We start from the raw sequence: 18,636 nt of genomic DNA on the forward strand, positions 1-18,636 counted from the left end.
CATATCTGCACCATGTCCGCAACGCTGACTTCGATGGAACCCGCCACTGGTGCTCTCTTGTGGCAGGGGACTGCCAGCGACGTGGAGGCGGAAGTCGCCCGCGCCCGCGAGGCCTGGCCCAAATGGGCGGCCCAGCCCATCGCTTACCGCATCGAAACGCTGCGCCGCTTCGTCAATGTCGTGCGCGCCAATGAGGATGCGCTGGCCGACCTGATCGCGCGGGAGACGGGCAAGCCGCTGTGGGATGCGCGGACCGAAGTTACGGCGGTGATGAACAAGGTCGACATTTCCGTCGCCGCCTTTTCGGAACGGACCGGACAGCGGCGGCTGGAAGCGGCGATGGGCGCGCGCCAGTCGGTGCGGCACAAGCCCCATGGCGTGATGGCGGTGCTGGGGCCCTATAATTTCCCGGCGCATCTGCCCAATGGGCATATCGTCCCCGCGCTGCTTGCCGGAAACGCCGTGCTGTTCAAGCCATCGGAAAAGACGCCCGCCGTGGGCGAGATGCTGGTGCGCCTCTATCATGAGGCGGGCGTGCCGGAGGATGCCGTGCGGCTGGTGCTGGGCGGCCCGGAGGAGGGCAAGGCGCTGGCCGCCCATCCCGATGTGGGCGGGGTGCTGTTCACCGGATCGGCGCAGACCGGCATCGCCATCAATCGCCAGTTCGCGGCCAATCCAGGCAAGATATTGGCGCTGGAGATGGGCGGCAACAATCCTATCGTCGCCTGGGACACGGCCGATATAAGCAGCGCAGCGGTGCTGATCGTGCAATCGGCCTTCCTGTCGAGCGGGCAACGCTGCACGGCGGCGAGCAGGCTGATCGTCAAGGAAAGCCTGGCCGACATGCTGATCGCGGAGGTCAAGAGGCTGGCGGACCGGCTGATCGTCGACCATCCCCATGCCGACCCCGCGCCCTTCATGGGACCGGTGATCGACAATCAGGCAGCCGATCAATTGACCGAAAGCTTCCTTTACTTGATGAGCAATGGCGGCAAGCCGATCAAGCATATGGTCCGCACGGTCAAGGGGCTGCCCTTCCTGACTCCCGCGATCATCGACGTGACCGCCATGGCGGAACGGCCGGATATCGAGTTGTTCGGGCCTCTGTTGCAGGTCATCCGCGTGCCGGATTTCGAATCGGCTATCCGGGAAGCGAACAATACCCGCTATGGGCTGTCGGCCGCGCTGATCGGTGGATCGCTGGAGCAATATAACCAGTTCTGGGCCAATATCCGGGCGGGGATCGTCAACTGGAACCGGCCGACCAACGGCGCCTCTTCATCCGCGCCCTTCGGTGGCGTCGGGATTTCGGGAAACCATCGGCCGAGCGCTTATTATGCGGCGGACTATTGCGCCTATCCGGTGGTTTCGGTGGAGATCGAACAGCCCCGCGCATCCATTGGCGTGGGTTTGAAGGATATCGATACCGGCGCGATGGGGGATTGAAGGAAGCGAGTTAAATTAGCGTCTCCCCAAATTTTCCTACGCGCCGGGCAAAGCATTCTGAATTGAAACCATTGGCCGCTTTCGCCATTTGCCGAGCATGGCTGAAACTCCACCTGCCCTTGTTCATCTCGTCGGCGCTGGTCCGGGCGACCCGGAACTGCTGACCCTTCGCGCCGCGCGCCTGATCGGCGAGGCGGAGGTGATCGTTCATGACGGGCTGGTTTCCGCCGGGATATTGGCGCTCGCCTCGCCCCATGCCGAACTGATTTCCGTGGCGAAGCAGCGCAGCCGCCATTCGGTGCCGCAGGACAGGATCAATGCCCTGCTGGTCGAACTGGCGCTGGCCGGGCGGAAAGTCGTGCGGCTGAAGGGCGGCGACCCCTTCATCTTCGGGCGCGGCGGCGAGGAGATGGAGGCTTGCCGCGCTGCGGGCGTGCCGGTCGAGATCGTGCCGGGGATCAGCGCGGCCATCGGTTCCGCTGCGCAGGCGCAATTGCCCCTCACCCATCGCGACGCGGCGAGCGCCGTGACCTTCGTCGCTGGCCAGTGCAAGGGGCTGACCGATCAGGACTGGTCGGGACTGGCGGGCGCGGGGCGCACGCTCGTCATCTATATGGGCGTGGCGACGGCGGCGGACATCGCCGACAAGCTGATCGCGGACGGCGTGTCGCCGGGGATTCCGGTGGCGGTGCTGGAAAACGGCACTCGCGCCGACATGCGGAGCTTGCGCACCCTGCTGGCCGATCTGGGCGACATGGTGGCGCGGGAAAAGGTCAGAAGTCCGGCGCTGATCGTGGTGGGTGAAGTGGCGGCCTATGCGCTGGCGCAGGATGTGCTGGCGGGTTGGGCCGCGCAGATGAACAATGGGGCGGAGATGCTTTCGTGAAGATTTTGACCGGCAATGACCTCGGCACCGGGGACGTGATCTGGTGGGCGGGCGACGGCTGGTCGCGGCAGGTCGGCGATTCCGTCGACGTGGGCGACAAGGGCGACGAACTGGCGCGCGCGGAGGAAGCGGCGCTGCGCGTCGTCGGCGCCTATGTGATCGACGCGACCGTCACTGAAGAGGGCGTGCGCCCCGCGCATATCAAGGACCGCATCCGCGCCCTGGGGCCGACCGTGCGCCCCGACCTGACGCTGAAACCGAATGACGCCGACGCCGGCAACTGGGTGATCTGAACCATGTATCGTTACGACAGCTACGACCAGTCCATCGTCGACGCCCGCGTCGAGGAATTTCGCGATCAGGTGCAGCGCCGTCTGGCAGGCGCGCTGACCGAGGATCAGTTCAAGCCGCTGCGGCTGATGAACGGCCTCTACCTTCAGCTTCACGCCTATATGCTGCGCGTCGCCATCCCCTATGGCACGCTGTCCGGCAAGCAGATGCGCAAGCTGGGCGAGATCGCGGCGAAATATGACAAGGGCTACGGCCATTTCACCACGCGCCAGAACCTGCAATATAATTGGATCAAGCTGGCCGACGCGCCGGATATCCTGGCCGAACTGGCCACGGTCGAGATGCATGCCATCCAGACCAGCGGCAACTGCATCCGCAATATCTCTTCCGATCAATATGCGGGCGTGTCGGCCGATGAAGTGACCGATCCGCGTCCCTGGGCGGAATTGCTGCGCCAATGGTCGACCTTCCATCCGGAATTCACCTATCTGCCGCGCAAGTTCAAGATTTGCGTGATCGCCAATGAGGAAGATCGCGCCGCCATGCGGCTGCATGACATCGGGCTGAAACTGGTGTTGCGCGACGGACAAATCGGGGCGGAAGTCTATGCGGGCGGCGGCATGGGCCGCACCCCGATGGTCGCGCCGCAGATCAGGGATTTCGTGCCCGAAGAGGAGATCGTCTCTTATCTGGAGGCCTGCCTGCGCGTGTATAATCGCTATGGCCGCCGCGACAACAAGTATAAGGCGCGGATCAAGATATTGGTCCACGAACTGGGCGTCGAGGAATATAAGCGCCAGGTCGAGGAAGAATATGCGCATATGCGTGAACTCGGCCTCAATCCGCCGACCGAGGAACTGGACCGCATCCGGCCCTTCTTCGCGGGTCCGGCTTATGAGACGGGTCTTTCGGACGATCTGGACCGTTCCGATCCGGCTTTCGCTTTGTGGGTGGACCGTCAGGTCGCCGCGCACAAACAGCCGGGCTATGCCATCGTCAACATCAGCCTGAAGCCGCGCGGCGGCATTCCGGGCGACGCTTCGGCGGAGCAGATCGCGCTGGTGGCGGATCTGGCGGAGCGCTATTCGCTCGACGAACTGCGCGTCACCCATGCGCAGAACCTGGTCCTGCCGCATGTGAAGAAGGCGGATCTCCACGCCATCTGGCAGAAGCTGGACGAGGCCGGCCTTGCCGAGGCCAATCTGGACCTGATCACCGACATCATCGCCTGCCCTGGCCTCGATTATTGCAGCCTCGCCAATGCCCGCTCCATCCCGCTGGCCCAGAAGCTGTCGGAACGGTTCGCCGCGGCGGACCGGCAGAAGGAACTGGGCGAGTTGAAGGTCAAGATTTCCGGCTGCATCAACGCCTGCGGCCACCACCATGCGGGCCATATCGGCGTGTTGGGCGTGGACCGGAAGGGCGTGGAGAATTTCCAGCTTTCCCTTGGCGGATCGGGCGCGGAGGACGCCAGCGTCGGCCAGATCACCGGCCCCGGCTTTTCCGAGGACGGCGTGGTCGACGCCATCGAGAAGGTGACGAACCTCTACCTCGCCGAGCGGGAGGAAGGCGAACGCTTCCTCGACACCTATCGCCGTCTTGGCATGAAGCCCTTCAAGGAGGCGATCTATGGTTGAATTCCTGTCCTTCCGCGAAGGCGATGCGGGCCAGGAACCCGCCGTGACCGTCGAATCCTTCACCGGCCAGTCCAACTCGACCGCCGTTAGGATCGAAGCGGGCGAGGATGCGCGGGAATTGCTGCCCTTCCTCGACCGACTGTCGCTGGTGGAGGTGAACTTCCCCGCCTATGGCGACGGGCGCGGCTATTCGGCGGCGCGGATTTTGCGGGAGGCCGGATATCAGGGCGAACTGCGCGCCGTGGGCGACGTGCTGGTGGACCAGCTTGTCGCGATGCGCCGCTGCGGCTTCGACAGCTTCCGGCCCGACAAGGCGCTGGACGATGCCGCCGTGGAACGCGCCCTCAATCGCTATGCCGACGTCTATCAGAAGACCGTCGACGGCCGCCGCCCGGTCTGGGCGAAACGGCACCCGGAGACTGCGAATGGCTGAACCTGCCCGCCGGATTGACGTGATCGACGCCCGTCCCGCCTTTACCCAGGCTGACGCGGACGCGCTGAATGCGCGTTTCGAGGGCGTCGACACGCTGTCGATGCTCAAAACCGTCTTTGCCGAGGGGCTGGCGGGGAATGTCGCCGTCGTCTCCTCCTTCGGGACGGAAAGCGCGGTGCTGCTGTCGCTGATCGCCAAGGCGGACAAGAACGTGCCGGTGATCTTCGTCGATACGCTGAAGATGTTCTCGGAAACGCTGGACTATCGCGAGACGCTGATCAACACGCTGGGCTTTACCGACAGCCGGGCGGTCGCGCCCCATGCGGACGTGCTGGCGCAGAAGGACGAGACGGGCCTGCGCTGGTCCTATGATCCCGACGGCTGCTGCGAAATCCGCAAGGTCGAGCCGATGAACCGCGCCAAGGAAGGGCTGGACGCCTGGATTTCCGGGCGCAAGGCGTTCCAGTCGGTGACGCGCCAGAACCTGCCCCGTTTCGAGGTCGAGGATGGCCGGTTGAAGATCAACCCGCTGGGCGACTGGACCAAGGACGACCTGGAAGCCTGGTTCGAGGCGGAGAAGCTGCCGCGCCATCCGCTGGAGGCGCAGGGCTATCTGTCCATCGGTTGCGAACCCTGCACGTCCAAGGTGCTGCCGGGCGAAGACCCCCGGGCCGGGCGCTGGCGCGGGTGGGACAAGGTGGAATGCGGCATTCACTCGCCGGTGACGCCTATCCCCTCCCCCGCCGCCGATCCGGACGATCCGGCTAACCAGCCGGTGTTCTGACCCTTCCGATCCTCCCCACGCTCCGCGCCGGGGAGGATTTTTCTATCCACTCCTTCGTTTTCAGGGCATTGTGACGGATATTTGATCGGGGGAGGACGACATGGCCGTCGAACTGAAGATATTGGCGTGGAGTTGCGTGCTGTTGCTGGTCCACATCTTCGCGGCGGCGCACATCAAGACGCGCCAATATGGCGCCAAATGGAATATGGGGGCGCGGGACGAGGAATTGCCGCCGCTCGATCCGGTCGGCGGGCGGCTGGTGCGGGCGCAGGCCAATTTCCTGGAAACCTATCCGATTGCGATCATCCTGCTGCTGGGCGTGGTGATCGCCGGGAAGACCAGCGGGACGACGGCGCTTGGCGGGTGGCTCTGGCTGGGGGCGCGAGCGGTATATCTCCCGCTTTACGGCATGGGCGTGCCCGTGGTGCGGACATTGGTCTATCTGGCGAGCCTGGTGGGATTGGGGCTGGTTTTCCAGGCGTTTGTCTAGAGCTGAACCGTGCTCCTGCGCAGGCAGGAGCCCAGTTGAAACGTCTGGACTGGGCCTTTATTCGTAATCTTCCATATAGCTGCCCTCCGCGAGGTCGGAGAAGCGGGTGATCTTCGCGTCGAACTTCATGCGGATGCGGCCGGTGGAGCCATGGCGCTGCTTGGCCACGATCACTTCTGCCAGGCCGTAGATGCGCTCCATCTCCTGCGCCCATTCCAGATGCTCCGGGCTTTCCTTGTTCCCCGGCTCCTTGGCGGCGACATAATAATCCTCGCGGAAGACGAACCAGACCATGTCCGCATCCTGCTCGATCGAGCCTGATTCACGCAGGTCGGAAAGCTGCGGCCGCTTGTCCTCGCGCTGCTCGACGGCGCGGCTTAGCTGCGACAGCGCCAGCACCGGGCAATTCAGTTCCTTCGCCAAGGTCTTGAGACCACGGGAAATCTCCGAAATTTCGTTGACGCGGTTGTCGCCCTTCCCCGTGCCCTGGAGCAATTGGAGATAGTCGACCACGACGAAACCGATGTCGTGCCGCCGCTTCAACCGGCGGGCGCGGGTGCGCAGCGCGGCAATGGTCAGGCCGGGCGTATCGTCGATGAAGAGCGGCAGTTCCTGCAATTCCCGCGCAGCGCGGGAGAGGTTCTGGAAATCGGCGCGGCTGATCTTGCCCATGCGCAGCGCTTCGCCGCTGATGCCCGACTGTTCGGCCAGCACGCGGGTGGCGAGCTGGTCGGCGGACATTTCCAGGCTGAAGAAAGCGGTCTTCGCGCCCATATTCTTTTCGGGCGGAATGCCGTCTGCATTGTCGCGCAGCCAGCGCGAGGCCGCATTATAGGCGATGTTGGTGGCCAGCGAGGTCTTTCCCATGCCCGGACGACCCGCAAGGATCATCAGGTCGGAATTGTGCATGCCGCCGATCTTCTCGTTCAGGCTGTTGATGCCGGTAGTGATGCCCGAAACATGGCCGCCGCTGTTGAGGGCGCGTTCAGCCACCTGCACCGCCATGGTGGTGGCGGTGGCGAAGCTCTTCACCGAGCCGCTTTCGCCCTCCCCTTCCGACACTTTGTACAGCGCGACTTCGGCCTGCTCGATCTGCTCGCGGGGGTTGACGTCCTCGCTGGTGTCCAGCGCATTTTCGACCAGTTCCCGGCCGACATGCACAAGCTGCCGCAACAGCGCCAGATCGTAAATCTGCGTCGCGAAGTCCCGCGCCCCCAGCAGCGCCGCGCCATTGCCCGTCAATTGCGCCAGATAGCCGACACCGCCCAGTTCCTTGAGCGCCGGGTCTTGCTCCAGCATCGGCTTCAACGTCACCGGGTTCGCGACCATGTCGCGTTCGACCAGCTTCATCACGGCTTCGTAGATGCGGCCGTGCAGCGGTTCGAAGAAATGTTCGGGCTTCAGCCTCAACTGCACGTCTTCGGCGATGCGGTTGTCGATCATCAGCGCGCCGAGCAGCGCGGCCTCCGCCTCCACATTGCGGGGAAGTTCAGTGACGCCGGTTTCGGCGCTGTCGTTCATCTGGACCAGTTCAACCATCGCCCCCTCATCGCGCCGCGCATGGTCCCTTGCAAGGCGGAAGGTTGAAACCATTCGGAAAAGCTGTGGACAAGAGTCCCCGCCGCTTTTCCCGGTTGCATTTCCCCGTGCGCCGCCGCACTGACCATAGCGTCCATGGCCGACCCGCGCATCATCGATATCACGCTCGACGAGCGGACGATCCTCTGGCGCAACGCCGATGTCGAGCAGGAACGGCGCATCGCCATCTTCGACCTGCTGGAGGATAATCATTTCCAGCCCCAGCGTCACCATGAGGACGGCTATGACGGGCCGTACAGGGTGCATCTGCGCGTCGAGGAGGGGCGGCTGGTCATAGAGATCAGGCGGGAAAATGGCGATCCGCTGGAGGCGATCATCCTGGGGCTGGGCCGGTTCCGCCGCCCGATCCGGGATTATTTCGCAATCTGCGACAGCTATTATCAGGCGATCAGCAATGCCTCGCCCCAGCAGATCGAAACGGTGGACATGGCGCGCCGCGGCATCCACAATGCCGCCGCCGAGACGCTGATCGAGCGGCTGGAGGGCAAGATCAAGGTCGACTTCGATACGGCCCGTCGCCTCTTCACGCTGATCTGCGTCCTGCACATCAAGGGGTAAGGGGCATCCGTATCGTCAGTGCCGGCCAGTTGCTGGCTCGTTTTTGCGTGGTTTTCGCGATTCTGGGGCTGCTGGTCCTGGGTGCGTGGCTCTATGCCCGCGACTGGGCGCCGAGCCGCGACGAATTTCCGACCCAGGGCGTCTCCATATCGTCCGACAACGGACCCATCGAATGGGGCACGCTGGCGGCGCAGGGGGCGGATTTCGCCTATATCCGCGCCGCAAGCGGCGGGCGGTTCCGCGATCCGGCGTTCGAGGCCAATTGGGCGGCGGCGCGGGCGGCGGGAATGCGCTACGGCGCGTCGCTCGATTTCAGCCTGTGTGCGAAGGCCAGCGATCAGGCGACCGGCTTCATGACCATGGTGCCCCGCGACAATGCCGCCCTGCCCCCGGTGATCCGGCTGGGGTTCGAGCCGGGATGCCATGCCCGGCCGGGGCAGGACGCGGTGTTGTCCGAACTGAACACGCTGATCAACCTGATCGAAAGCCATTCCGGCACGCCGGTGGTCCTGAACGTCAGCGACGATTTCGATGCGCAATATGGCATCGCCTCCGGGATCAACCGGACATTGTGGCTGGACCGCAACTTCTTTCCGCCCGATAGCGGAAAGCGCAAATGGGTGATGTGGACAGCCAGCGATATGCGGCATATCGACGGCATCGACGGTCCGGTGAAATGGGATGTTATGCCGCGATGAGCGGAACGGAAGAATTGATAGAGGCGGCGCGGGGGGCGATGGCGAACGCCCATGCGCCCTATAGCCGCTTCGCCGTCGGGGCCGCGGTGCGGTTGACCGACGGGCAGATCGTCACCGGCTGCAATTTCGAGAATGCGAGCTATGGCCTGTCGCTCTGCGCCGAAACGGTGGCGCTGGCGACGGTCAACGCGCAGGGCCGCTTTTCCGATGTGGAGGCGATTGCGGTCGTCGGCGGCGCGATACGCCCGGACGGCTCCATCGCGGGAAGCGCCGTCGTCACGCCCTGCGGCCGGTGCCGCCAGATCATGAACGAAGCCGAGCAGATGGCCGGGCGGACGCTCTCCATCTATTGCGCGGCGCCGGATGGGGGCGCGGTGGTCGAACATAGCGTCGCCGAACTCTTGCCCCATGCCTTTGGTCCCGCCGATCTGGGCCTCACCCCAAGAAAGAGCTGAACAGCCATGTCGATATTGTCGGATAAATGGATTCGCGAACAGGCCCAGACCAACGGCATGATCGAACCGTTCGTGGAGAGCCAGCGGCGCGACGGCTGCATCAGCTATGGCCTGTCTTCCTACGGCTATGATGCGCGGGTGGCGGACGAGTTCAAGATCTTCACCAATGTCGACAGCGCCGTGGTCGACCCCAAGGATTTCGCGGCGAACAGCTTCGTCGACCGCAAGACCGACTGCTGCATCATCCCGCCCAACAGCTTCGCGCTGGCGCGGACGGTGGAATATTTCCGGGTGCCCCGCGACGTGCTGGTCATCTGCCTGGGCAAGTCGACCTATGCACGGTGCGGCATCATCGTGAACGTGACGCCGCTGGAGCCGGGCTGGGAAGGCCATGTGACGCTGGAATTTTCCAACACCACGCCGCTGCCCGCCAAAATCTACGCCAATGAAGGCGCGTGCCAGTTCCTGTTCCTCCAGGGGAACGAGCCGTGCGAGACCAGCTATGCCGACCGCGCAGGCAAATATATGGGGCAGCAGGGCGTCACATTGCCGCGCCTTTGACGCCGTGCGAGAGTGGCGGACATGATGTTGCCCTTCCGCCGCCGGAAAGCGCCTGAGGATGCGCCTGCCCCCAGCGTGGGCGAAGATGTGCGCGTCTATGCCATCGGCGACATTCATGGCCGGGACGATCTGTTCGCGCAATTGCTGGACAGGATCGCGCAGGACGAAGCCGGTCGTCCTCCCCTGCCCCGGCTGCTGATCCTGCTGGGCGATCTGGTGGACCGCGGGCCGCAATCGGCGCAGGTGGTCGAACGGGCGATGGAACTGGCCCGATCAGGCCAGCATGTCCGCTTCATCAAGGGCAATCATGAGGAAATGTTCATCGCCGCGGCGCGGGGCGGGGCGCAGGCGGCGCGATATTTCCGGCGTCTGGGCGGGGTGGAGACGCTGGCCAGCTACGGCCTGTGCCCCGATGCGGGCGCGACCATGAGCGACGAGGCGCTGGCGCAATGGATGCTGGCCCATATCCCCCGCGATCCCATCGATTTTCTGGACGATTTTCCGGACATGCTGCCGGTGGGCGACTATCTGTTCGTGCATGCCGGGGTGCGGCCGCGCATCGCGCTGGACGCGCAGACTGCCGCCGATCTGCGCTGGATCAGGGGCGATTTCCTGAAACACCGCCGGCCCTTCGACAAGATGATCGTCCATGGCCACAGCATCAGCGAGGATGTGGACGTCCAGCCCAACCGGATCGGCATCGACACCGGCGCCTTCCGCAGCGGCCGGCTGACGGCGATGGGGCTGGAGGCGGACCGGCGCTGGTTTCTGCAAACCGGCGCCTGATCCGGCGTAACGGCGCGGTCTTTTCCATCCGCTGCCGACAGAGCGATGGCGGATCGGCGCCCCTTTCTTCGTTCGAGGATCGGAACGGCAGAAGATGCCGTCCGCCACTGGGGAATGATCGATGCCTATTCGCCATGCGCTGGCGGGACTCGCACTTGCCGCCTGTCTTGGGTCGCCCGTGCAGTTGCTGGCGGCGTCGAAGGCCGACACGACGCTATCGCAGCGCCACAAGTTCGACATCGCGCCGCAGCCGCTGAGCAGCGCCCTGCGCAAGCTATCGGCGCAATCGGGGGTGCGCATCCTGTTCCCCTATGATGAGGTGGCCTCCATCCGCAGCCGTCGCGTGCAGGGCTGGCTGTCCACCGACGACGCGCTGGACCGGTTGCTGGCCGGAACCGCGTTCAAGCATAGCGCGGCGGGCGTGGGCGTCGTCGCCCTTATCATCCCCGCCAGTCGCAGCGCCACCCGCCGCAGCCCGCTGGCGGTCCAGTTCGCCCAGGTCGGCGCGGCCGGGGGGGCGGCCCCCGTCTCCATGACGCCGGGAACCGAAGCGGAGGAGGCGGCGGCCCCGATCATCGTCACCGGCACCCGCCAGACCACCCGCACCGTCGCGGAAAGCCTGGCCCCCATCGACGTGCTGAGCGCCAGGGATCTGGAAGCCAGCGGCAAGCAGTCGGTTCGCGACCTGCTGGGGACTCTGGTGCCGTCGATCAACGTGTCGAACAGCGGCGCGGGGGCCAGCTTCGCGGTCAAGACGCTTTCGTTGCGCGGGCTGGCGGGGGACCATCTGCTGGTGCTGGTGAACGGCAAGCGGCGGCACAATACGGCGACCCTCTTCATCAACGGCACGACCCAGAACGGCCAGTCGCCGCCGGATCTGGACCTCATCCCCTCCTCCGCCATCGAGCGGATAGAGGTGCTGCGCGACGGCGCATCGGCCCAATATGGGTCGGACGCGATCGCGGGCGTCGTCAACATCCTGCTGAAGGACGACGCCAGCGGCACGGCATCCTTCGTGGGCGGCGCGACGGCTGACGGCGGCGGCGAGCAGGGCCGGTTCCAGATCAGCAAGGGCTTCGGCATAGGCGATGGCGGTCATGTGCATTTCACGCTGGACGCCTATCTCCAGGGACGCACCTATCGCAGCGCGCCCAATCCCGGCCAGTTTTTTGCGCGGGTGGGCCAACTCTATTCCTCCGCGACCGGCATGCTTGACCCGCGCGAGGCGACCGTGGACCGCAACGTCAACAGGGGCGGCCAGCCGCAGGTTTCCGGCGTCAACTTCGCCTATGACATGTCGCTGCCGGTGAACGACATGGTCGAATTCTACCTGTTCGGCACCGCGTCGCGGCGGCATAGCGATGCCTGGCTGACCTATCGCTTTCCCGACGCGCCGAACAATATCCCGGAACTATTCCCCAACGGCTACAGCCCCCATCTCCATATCTATGACGAGGATTTTCAGGCGTCGGCAGGTCTGCGCGGCGATCTGTCCGACAGTTTCCACTATGACCTGTCGAGCAGCTTTTCCCGCGACTGGGTGAAATATCGCGAAAATTCGGTCCTGAACGCCTCGCTCGGCCCGGCGAGTCCGACCGACATGCATATCGGTTCCGTCACGTCGAAGGAATGGACGACCAATCTGGACCTTCGGAAAACGGTCGATATGGGGCTGGCCGAACCGCTGCTGGTGGCGCTGGGCGCGGAATATCGCTGGAACGGCTATGCCATCGGCGCGGGAGACCCCGAATCCTATATCGATGGCGGCTACCGCTCGAGCGGCGGCCCCAATGCGGGCGTGCTGCGCACATCCGGATCGCAGGGCGTGACTGGCTTTCCTCTCTCCTCCGCCGGGAAATGGCACCGCGACAATATGAGCGCCTATCTGAACCTGGAACAGCAGGTGGTGGAAGGGTTCGAGGTCGCGCTGGCGGGACGGCATGAGGATTATTCCGACTTCGGCACCACCGACACCGGCAAGGCGTCGCTGCGCATCGAGCCGGTGCGCGGGCTGGCGCTGCGCGGCACGGCCAGCACCGGCTTTCGCGCGCCGACGCTGCAACAGCAGCATTATTCCTCCGCCAGCACGATCAATGTCGGCGGCGTGCTGCTGCCCGTATCGGCGTTGCCGGTGGATTCCGCCGCCGCCTTGGCGCTGGGCGCGACACCGCTGAAGCCGGAGAAATCGCGGAATCTGTCCGCTGGCATCGTCCTGACGCCCACGCCGCGCCTGAACATCACGGTGGATGCCTATCAGATCAGGATCAAGGATCGCATCCTGCTCTCCGAAACCCTGCAAGGGCCGCTGGTGCGCGGCGTGCTGGCGGCGGCGGGCATCACTTCATCGGCGGGCGGATTTTACTTTTCCAACGCGGCCGATACGCGGACGCGGGGGCTGGACGTGGTCAGCACGTGGCGCGCCGACCTGGGCCAACTGGGCCATGCGCTGTTCAGCCTGTCCGCCAATTTCAACAAGACCGTCTTCACCCATGTCGACGCCGTGCCGTCCGTGTTGGCCGATTCCGGGCTGATGCTGATCGGCCGGGCGAAGAGGGGGGATTTCACCAAGGGCACGCCACGCGACAAGTTCATCGCCAACATGCTCTGGACCAGGGGACCGGCCAGCCTGAACCTGCGCGCCACCCGTTATGGCAAGGTGACGATGGTCCATCCGACCACCCCTTCGCTGGACGCGGCAATCGATCCGAAGATCATCGTCGACCTGGAAGCGGGGGTGGATTTGCGCAAGGGCATCAGGCTGACCGCGGGCGCGAATAATCTGTTCAACCGCTATCCCGACAAATTGCTGCCTTCGTTGCAGGGCAACGGCTTCTCGCTTTACAACCCATATTCGCCTTATGGGACGAGCGGGGGCTTTTATTACGGCCGGTTGAATTTCGAATTTTGATGGAAGTGGAGGGAAATGGCGCGACCTGCGCATTTTCCCCTCCATCAGCCTGCGGCTGGTCCCCCTCCCCATCTGTCGATGGGGAGGAATTGGATAACCGATACCGCCGCTATCTCAACGCCATCCCGCATCCTTCGCGGCCGCCTCCTGCGCGGCGTTCAGCGGGGGGCCGTCGATCAGCGCGTCGACCGTCGCCATGATGCGCGCATCGCCGGATGAGGCCTGGCGATAATCCGTGTCCTGCCCTGCGCCCGCAACCAGTTGCTGCACCTGCCACTTTTCTCCTTCGCGGCAGGCCACGCCTGAAACCGCCTGCCCTTCGAAACTGCGGCACCAGCCGCCGCCCTTGCGCTGGAAGCTGAGGCCGATGCGGACAGGCGAGCCATCCTGCGCGGACGCCAGTTGCGTGTCGAGCGCGGTCGCCAACGTCCCCTGCGCCACCATGGCGCCATTGCGGACGGCGACCGGACCCTCCGGCCCGCCCGACCAATGGCCGATGCCCAGTCCCAGCAGAAGGCTGGCGGCAATGGCGCCGCCGGTGCCCCAGTGACGCCACCGCGATGCAGGGCGGGCCAGCGGGACGACCTTCGCGCTTTCGGTCAGCAGCGCCTGCATCCCGGCGGGCACCGGTTCCGCCGCGACCGGGGCGTAATGGCCCGACAGCCGGTCCCGCAGGCGGACATGCCTCTCCAGCCGTTCGGCCAGCGCCGGGTCTTCCGCTATGGCCCGGTCGACACGCCGCCGCGTGACTTCGTCCAGTTCGCCGTCGACCCAGGCGATCAGCATGGCTTCATCGATGTCGGTCATGCCGCTTCCCCCAATAATTCGATCAGCGCGCCGCGCCCGCGCACCAGCCGCGACGTCAGCGTCCCCATCGGCACGCCCAGCACGTCGGCCGCTTCCTTGTAGGACAGCCCCTCGACCAGCACGAGGGCAATGGCCTCCCGCTGTTCGTCGGGCAGGGCATGCATGGCGCGGTCCACATCCGACAGCATGACATGCGCCTCCACGTCGCGGTCGCCAGCATGGCCGACATGTTCGCCCGCCTCTTCGGGCGCAAAGGTCCGGGCGGCGCGCTGGCGCGAGCGGCCCTCATCGATCCAGAGATTGCGCATGATCCGATACATCCAGCTATCCAGTCTCGTCCCCGGTTGCCATTGATCGCGCGCCCTGAGCGCCTTTTCCAGCGCCGCCTGGCAGAGATCGTCCGCATCGGCGCGGTCCCGCGAAAGGCTGGCGGCAAAGCGGCGCAGCCGGGGCAGGATCGCCAACAGATCGCTTTCGAACGACATCGGGTCTCCATTTCTGTCCTTCACGGATGAAACGACCGGCGGCCGCCGTTTCATCCCTGTGGACGAATCTTGTATCGGAAATTTTTTCACGATGAATCATTTTGAGAACGAAAGGACCGGAAGACGCGCCGGTGATAGAGAGGTGGAGATGAAATTCGCGCGCCCATGGATCGTCGCCGGCCTGCTGCTGACCGCACCGGGCGCTCAGGCGCAATTGCTCCCTGGCCCCGGCAATGCGCTGGGGCAGGTGGGCGGCGTCGTGCCCGGCGTGCTGGACCGGGTGGAAGGAGGGCTGGACCAGGCGGGTCTGGACCGGCTGTCGCCCGCCCGGCTGGCCGACCGGTTGTCGGCTGCGCGCGCGGCGCGGATCGGCGACCTGCTGCGGCGTCATGCGGATTCGGTGGAGCTGGACGACCGGCGCGAACCGGCGCGGCGCGGCGTCATATTGCTGACTGGAGCGGAAGCCAGGAGCATCGAGGCGCTGCGCTCCGCCGGATATGGGGTGGAGGATGCGTCAGTCGAGGGACTGGACATGAGCGTCACGCGGCTGACCGTGCCGAAGGGCCGCAGCCTGCCCCGCGCCCTGAAGCATGTGCGATCGATCGCTCCCGAAGCGCAGGCGAGCGCCGACAATCTCTATTTCCCCAGCGGCCCGTCGATCGGAATGACGGCGGTGGCGCTGGCCGAATCGGGACCGGTGCGGGGCAAGGCGGCGGGGCTGATCGACGGCGGGGTGGCGCGTCACCCGGCGCTCAGCGGCCCGGTGGCACAGCAGGGCTTCGCCCGTGGCGCACCCCGCGCAAGCGCGCATGGAACGGCGGTGGCGTCGCTCATCAGCGGGACGGGCAGCGTGCGCGGCGCGGCGCCGGGCGCGCCGCTGCTGGTGGCCGACGTCTATGGCGACGATCCGGCGGGCGGCGGCGCCTTTGCGATTGCGAGGGCGCTGGGCTGGATGGCGGCGCGTGGGGCCAGCGTGGTGACGGTCAGCCTGGTGGGGCCTGACAATCCGTTGCTGGCGGGCGCGATCCGGCTGGCGCGGGAAAAGGGCGTCACCGTCGTCGCGGCGGTCGGCAATGACGGACCGGCGGCGCCCCCGGCCTATCCCGCCTCCTATGCCGAGGTGATCGCCGTCACCGGCATAGACGGGCGCGGCCGCACCCTGCCCGAAGCGGGACGCGCCCGCCATGTGGACTTCGCCGCGCCGGGGGCGGACATGAATGCGGCGCGGCCCGATGGCGGCAAGGGCAAGGTGCGCGGCACGTCCTTCGCGGCGCCGCTGGTGGCCGGGCGGCTGTTCGCCACGGGCAGCGTCAACGCCCTGCGCGCAGAGGCGAAGCGCGGGTCCGGGCCGCCGGTGATCTGCGGCGAATGCAGAAATATTGATTGAATTTCAATATATTGTGATTTTTTTCGCTCGATCTGGATTAAATTCGATCCCTCTCCCGTTGTCCCTTCATCGGATCGACAATGAACAAGGAGACGATCGATGAAAGTGAAGTTCCTTCTCGCCACCGCCGCCCTTGCCGCCATGACGGCGGCGCCCGCATCGGCCCAGTTGCTGGGCGGTGGCGGCGGCATGCTGGGCGGCGGTCTGGGCGGCACGTTGGGCGGCGTCGGCGGATCGCTGGGCGGCACGCTTAGCGGATCGGGTGGCGTCGGCCTCGACCGCAGCATCGACCTGGAAAATGGCCGCGTCGGCGCCAGCGGTTCGGGCCGTGGCAGCGGCAACGGTTCCGCCACCGGATCGGTCAGCCGCCACGGCAAGAATCATGGCGGCAGCGCATCCGGCTCCGCTAGCGGTTCTGCCAGCGGTAGCCTGACCGCCGATACGCTGGGCACCAGCGATGTGACCAACGCCGTGGGCGGCCTGCGCGATCAGGCGGGCAGCACGGTCGGAACGGCGCGGGATCGGGCCTCTACGGCCGTCGCCAACACCCGCGACCGTGCCGGGGCTGCGGCCAGCGCGGCCCAGGATCATGCCGCGAACGCTGCGGGCAGTGCAGCCGGGACCGCAAGCGGCATCGCCAATAAAGCGAACGGCGCAGCATCGATCAACGCCAGCGGTCAGCTTTCGGGCAACGGCCAGGCCTCCGGATCGAGCGGTTCCTCCTCTTCGGATCAGGCGACTGAATAATCCGTCGGGGCGGTTCCCCACCCGGCTTTCAGCCGATCCCTTCCGCCCCACTGCCTGATCGAAAGGCCGGCCTTCCCCCATCGGGATGGCCGGCCTTTCCCGTCGCGCCGTGAAGCGATTGATTCAATTGGATTATGATCATCCAACTTCCCATCCCATGGCAAAGAGGGTAAACCAAAGTTATAGACATGCCGCCGGGTGGACGCCCGAATGGAATGTGGTCGCAATTGGGGTCGTCAGGACGCCGAAAAAGGAAATTAGCGGGACATTCATGCCCGATTCCGATCCCGAATTCGTGTCGAAGCGTCAATATGAACGGCGGCGGCGGTTGCTGAAGGCGCGCATGCGCCATCCGCGCCATGGCGAAATCGACATATTGGTGCGCGACGTTTCGGAACTGGGCATTGGCGGGCGATGCGAACTGGATCTGGCGCTGGGCGACCGCGTGGTCATCACCCTGCCCGACTGCGCGCCCGCCGAAGGGAGCATCGCCTGGCGCAGGGGTCAGGCCTTCGGCGTGCGGCTCGGCGCCTCGATCGATCCCGCCAATGTGAAAAGCCCCGCCCCGGTCGAACGGCCGGTTGAAACGGCCTATCAGGTTCCCGCCAACTTCCGGCCTGCGGTCGAAACGAAAAGGCCGGGTTTCAGAACCCGGTCGCCGGGCCTGGACACGCATTTCAAGCTGGATTGATCTCCGAAATCCAGAACGGAAAAGGCCGACAATCCCTTGCGGATCGTCGGCCTTTCTATTCCCCTGTCGGACGCGTCAGGCGACCTTGGTGGCGAATTCTTCCGCTTCATCCGGATCGCGCAGCACATAGCCGCGGCCCCAGACGGTCTCGATGTAATTTTCGCCATTGCAGGCCAGCGCCAGTTTCTTGCGCAGCTTGCAGATGAAGACGTCGATGATCTTGAGTTCCGGTTCGTCCATGCCGCCATAAAGGTGGTTCAGGAACATTTCCTTGGTCAAGGTCGTGCCCTTGCGGAGCGAAAGCAGCTCCAGCATCGCATATTCCTTGCCGGTCAGGTGGACGCGGTTGCCGTCCACTTCCACGGTCTTGGCGTCCAGGTTCACCGCCAGCTTGCCGGTGCGGATGACCGACTGCGAATGGCCCTTCGAACGGCGGACGACCGCGTGGATGCGGGCGATCAGTTCCTCGCGATGGAAGGGCTTTGTCACATAATCGTCCGCGCCGAAGCCGAAGGAGCGGACCTTGCTGTCCATCTCCGCCACGCCGGACAGGATCAGCACCGGGGTCTGCACCTTTGCCGCGCGGAGCTTCTTGAGCACGTCGTAACCGTGCATGTCCGGCAGGTTCAGGTCCAGGCAGATGATGTCGTAATCATAGAGCTTGCCGAGGTCGAGACCCTCTTCGCCAAGGTCGGTCGTATAGACGTTGAACCCCTCGGTCGTGAGCATCAGCTCGATCGCCTTCGCGGTGGTCGGTTCGTCTTCGATTAGCAGCACGCGCATGTGAAGCCCCTTTGCGTAGCAGTCCCGTTCACCCCCAGAGAACGACAGCCGCTCCAATTCATTAACCAAAAAACTTCTGAAGGACAAAGGTTAATTTTTCGCTAACCGGCAGAATTCCACGAGTCGCGTGATTTTGAATCTATTTTCAATGTTTTGACGCCGAAATGATTCAGATGGAGTCAATATGGATTCGTCTGCGAAACA

At 64.9% G+C, this 18,636-nt stretch carries 20 protein-coding genes; 16 read left to right on the forward strand and 4 right to left on the reverse strand.

The genetic code is table 11. The features are described from left to right. Positions 1-12: 12 nt before the first annotated feature. From astD to BV95_RS14550, 7 genes are all read left to right on the forward strand, one after another. Positions 13-1,446: a succinylglutamate-semialdehyde dehydrogenase gene (astD, locus tag BV95_RS14520; protein WP_037453298.1), complete on the forward strand. Its 1,434-nt coding sequence runs from the start codon at positions 13-15 to the stop codon at positions 1,444-1,446. Positions 1,447-1,543: 97 nt separating this feature from the next. Continuing rightward, positions 1,544-2,332 carry a uroporphyrinogen-III C-methyltransferase gene (gene cobA, locus BV95_RS14525; RefSeq protein ID WP_037453301.1) on the forward strand — a complete coding sequence of 263 codons (789 nt, stop codon included), beginning with the start codon at positions 1,544-1,546 and terminating at the stop codon, positions 2,330-2,332. Beyond that, complete coding sequence (locus BV95_RS14530; RefSeq protein ID WP_037453304.1) at positions 2,329-2,625, forward strand: DUF2849 domain-containing protein; 297 nt, start codon at positions 2,329-2,331, stop codon at positions 2,623-2,625. Before cobA ends, BV95_RS14530 begins: the two co-directional genes overlap by 4 nt. Before the next feature lie 3 nt (positions 2,626-2,628). Beyond that, positions 2,629-4,260 carry a nitrite/sulfite reductase gene (locus BV95_RS14535; protein WP_037453308.1) on the forward strand — a complete coding sequence of 544 codons (1,632 nt, stop codon included), beginning with the start codon at positions 2,629-2,631 and terminating at the stop codon, positions 4,258-4,260. Next, entirely contained in the window at positions 4,253-4,693 is a 441-nt protein-coding gene (locus BV95_RS14540) for a DUF934 domain-containing protein (protein WP_037453311.1), read from the forward strand. The genes BV95_RS14535 and BV95_RS14540 overlap by 8 nt, the downstream gene beginning before the upstream one ends. Then, positions 4,686-5,477: a phosphoadenylyl-sulfate reductase gene (locus BV95_RS14545; protein ID WP_037453315.1), complete on the forward strand. Its 792-nt coding sequence runs from the start codon at positions 4,686-4,688 to the stop codon at positions 5,475-5,477. The genes BV95_RS14540 and BV95_RS14545 overlap by 8 nt, the downstream gene beginning before the upstream one ends. 100 nt (positions 5,478-5,577) lie before the next feature. Next, positions 5,578-5,967: an MAPEG family protein gene (locus tag BV95_RS14550; protein ID WP_037453319.1), complete on the forward strand. Its 390-nt coding sequence runs from the start codon at positions 5,578-5,580 to the stop codon at positions 5,965-5,967. A 57-nt stretch (positions 5,968-6,024) separates the two neighbouring features. Here BV95_RS14550 and BV95_RS14555 read toward each other — a convergent pair whose 3' ends face one another. Beyond that, a complete protein-coding gene (locus BV95_RS14555; RefSeq protein ID WP_013846243.1) occupies positions 6,025-7,506 on the reverse strand; it encodes a replicative DNA helicase in 1,482 nt (493 codons plus the stop codon). A gap of 135 nt (positions 7,507-7,641) precedes the next feature. Between BV95_RS14555 and BV95_RS14560 the strand changes: the two genes are divergently transcribed. The 6 genes from BV95_RS14560 (at position 7,642) to BV95_RS14585 (ending at position 13,532) form a co-directional block, all read left to right on the forward strand. After that, entirely contained in the window at positions 7,642-8,124 is a 483-nt protein-coding gene (locus BV95_RS14560) for a UPF0262 family protein (protein WP_037453322.1), read from the forward strand. Between the two features lie 47 nt (positions 8,125-8,171). Further along, complete coding sequence (locus BV95_RS14565) at positions 8,172-8,822, forward strand: glycoside hydrolase family 25 protein (RefSeq protein WP_409372084.1); 651 nt, start codon at positions 8,172-8,174, stop codon at positions 8,820-8,822. Then, positions 8,819-9,277 carry a cytidine deaminase gene (locus BV95_RS14570; protein WP_037453327.1) on the forward strand — a complete coding sequence of 153 codons (459 nt, stop codon included), beginning with the start codon at positions 8,819-8,821 and terminating at the stop codon, positions 9,275-9,277. The genes BV95_RS14565 and BV95_RS14570 overlap by 4 nt, the downstream gene beginning before the upstream one ends. A 6-nt stretch (positions 9,278-9,283) precedes the next feature. Next, positions 9,284-9,838 carry a dCTP deaminase gene (gene dcd / locus BV95_RS14575; protein WP_037453329.1) on the forward strand — a complete coding sequence of 185 codons (555 nt, stop codon included), beginning with the start codon at positions 9,284-9,286 and terminating at the stop codon, positions 9,836-9,838. Positions 9,839-9,859: 21 nt separating this feature from the next. After that, entirely contained in the window at positions 9,860-10,624 is a 765-nt protein-coding gene (locus BV95_RS14580) for a metallophosphoesterase (RefSeq protein WP_037453332.1), read from the forward strand. A 121-nt stretch (positions 10,625-10,745) separates the two neighbouring features. Continuing rightward, entirely contained in the window at positions 10,746-13,532 is a 2,787-nt protein-coding gene (locus BV95_RS14585) for a TonB-dependent receptor plug domain-containing protein (protein ID WP_037453333.1), read from the forward strand. Between the two features lie 114 nt (positions 13,533-13,646). On the opposite strand, the gene BV95_RS14590 is transcribed toward BV95_RS14585, so the two are convergent. Both BV95_RS14590 and BV95_RS14595 read right to left on the reverse strand, forming a co-directional pair. Continuing rightward, positions 13,647-14,339 (reverse strand): anti-sigma factor family protein, encoded by a 693-nt coding sequence (locus BV95_RS14590; RefSeq protein ID WP_037453335.1) that lies wholly within the window; start codon positions 14,337-14,339, stop codon positions 13,647-13,649. Beyond that, positions 14,336-14,824 carry an RNA polymerase sigma factor gene (locus BV95_RS14595; protein WP_013846235.1) on the reverse strand — a complete coding sequence of 163 codons (489 nt, stop codon included), beginning with the start codon at positions 14,822-14,824 and terminating at the stop codon, positions 14,336-14,338. Before BV95_RS14595 ends, BV95_RS14590 begins: the two co-directional genes overlap by 4 nt. Before the next feature lie 91 nt (positions 14,825-14,915). Between BV95_RS14595 and BV95_RS14600 the strand changes: the two genes are divergently transcribed. The 3 genes from BV95_RS14600 to BV95_RS14610 all read left to right on the forward strand — a co-directional run bounded on the left by BV95_RS14600 (position 14,916) and on the right by BV95_RS14610 (position 17,649). Continuing rightward, positions 14,916-16,211, forward strand: a complete 1,296-nt coding sequence (locus BV95_RS14600; protein ID WP_037453338.1) for a S8 family serine peptidase — start codon at positions 14,916-14,918, stop codon at positions 16,209-16,211. Positions 16,212-16,310: 99 nt separating this feature from the next. Beyond that, a complete protein-coding gene (locus tag BV95_RS14605; protein WP_037453341.1) occupies positions 16,311-16,958 on the forward strand; it encodes a hypothetical protein in 648 nt (215 codons plus the stop codon). Between the two features lie 271 nt (positions 16,959-17,229). Beyond that, entirely contained in the window at positions 17,230-17,649 is a 420-nt protein-coding gene (locus BV95_RS14610) for a PilZ domain-containing protein (protein WP_037453344.1), read from the forward strand. Between the two features lie 75 nt (positions 17,650-17,724). Here the strand turns inward: BV95_RS14610 and ctrA are convergent, their stop codons facing one another. Next, a complete protein-coding gene (ctrA, locus tag BV95_RS14615; protein WP_007688543.1) occupies positions 17,725-18,432 on the reverse strand; it encodes a response regulator transcription factor CtrA in 708 nt (235 codons plus the stop codon). Positions 18,433-18,636 lie beyond the last annotated feature (204 nt).

Origin of the sequence: Sphingobium chlorophenolicum (assembly GCF_000722875.1) — a bacterium.
Lineage (GTDB): Bacteria > Pseudomonadota > Alphaproteobacteria > Sphingomonadales > Sphingomonadaceae > Sphingobium > Sphingobium chlorophenolicum.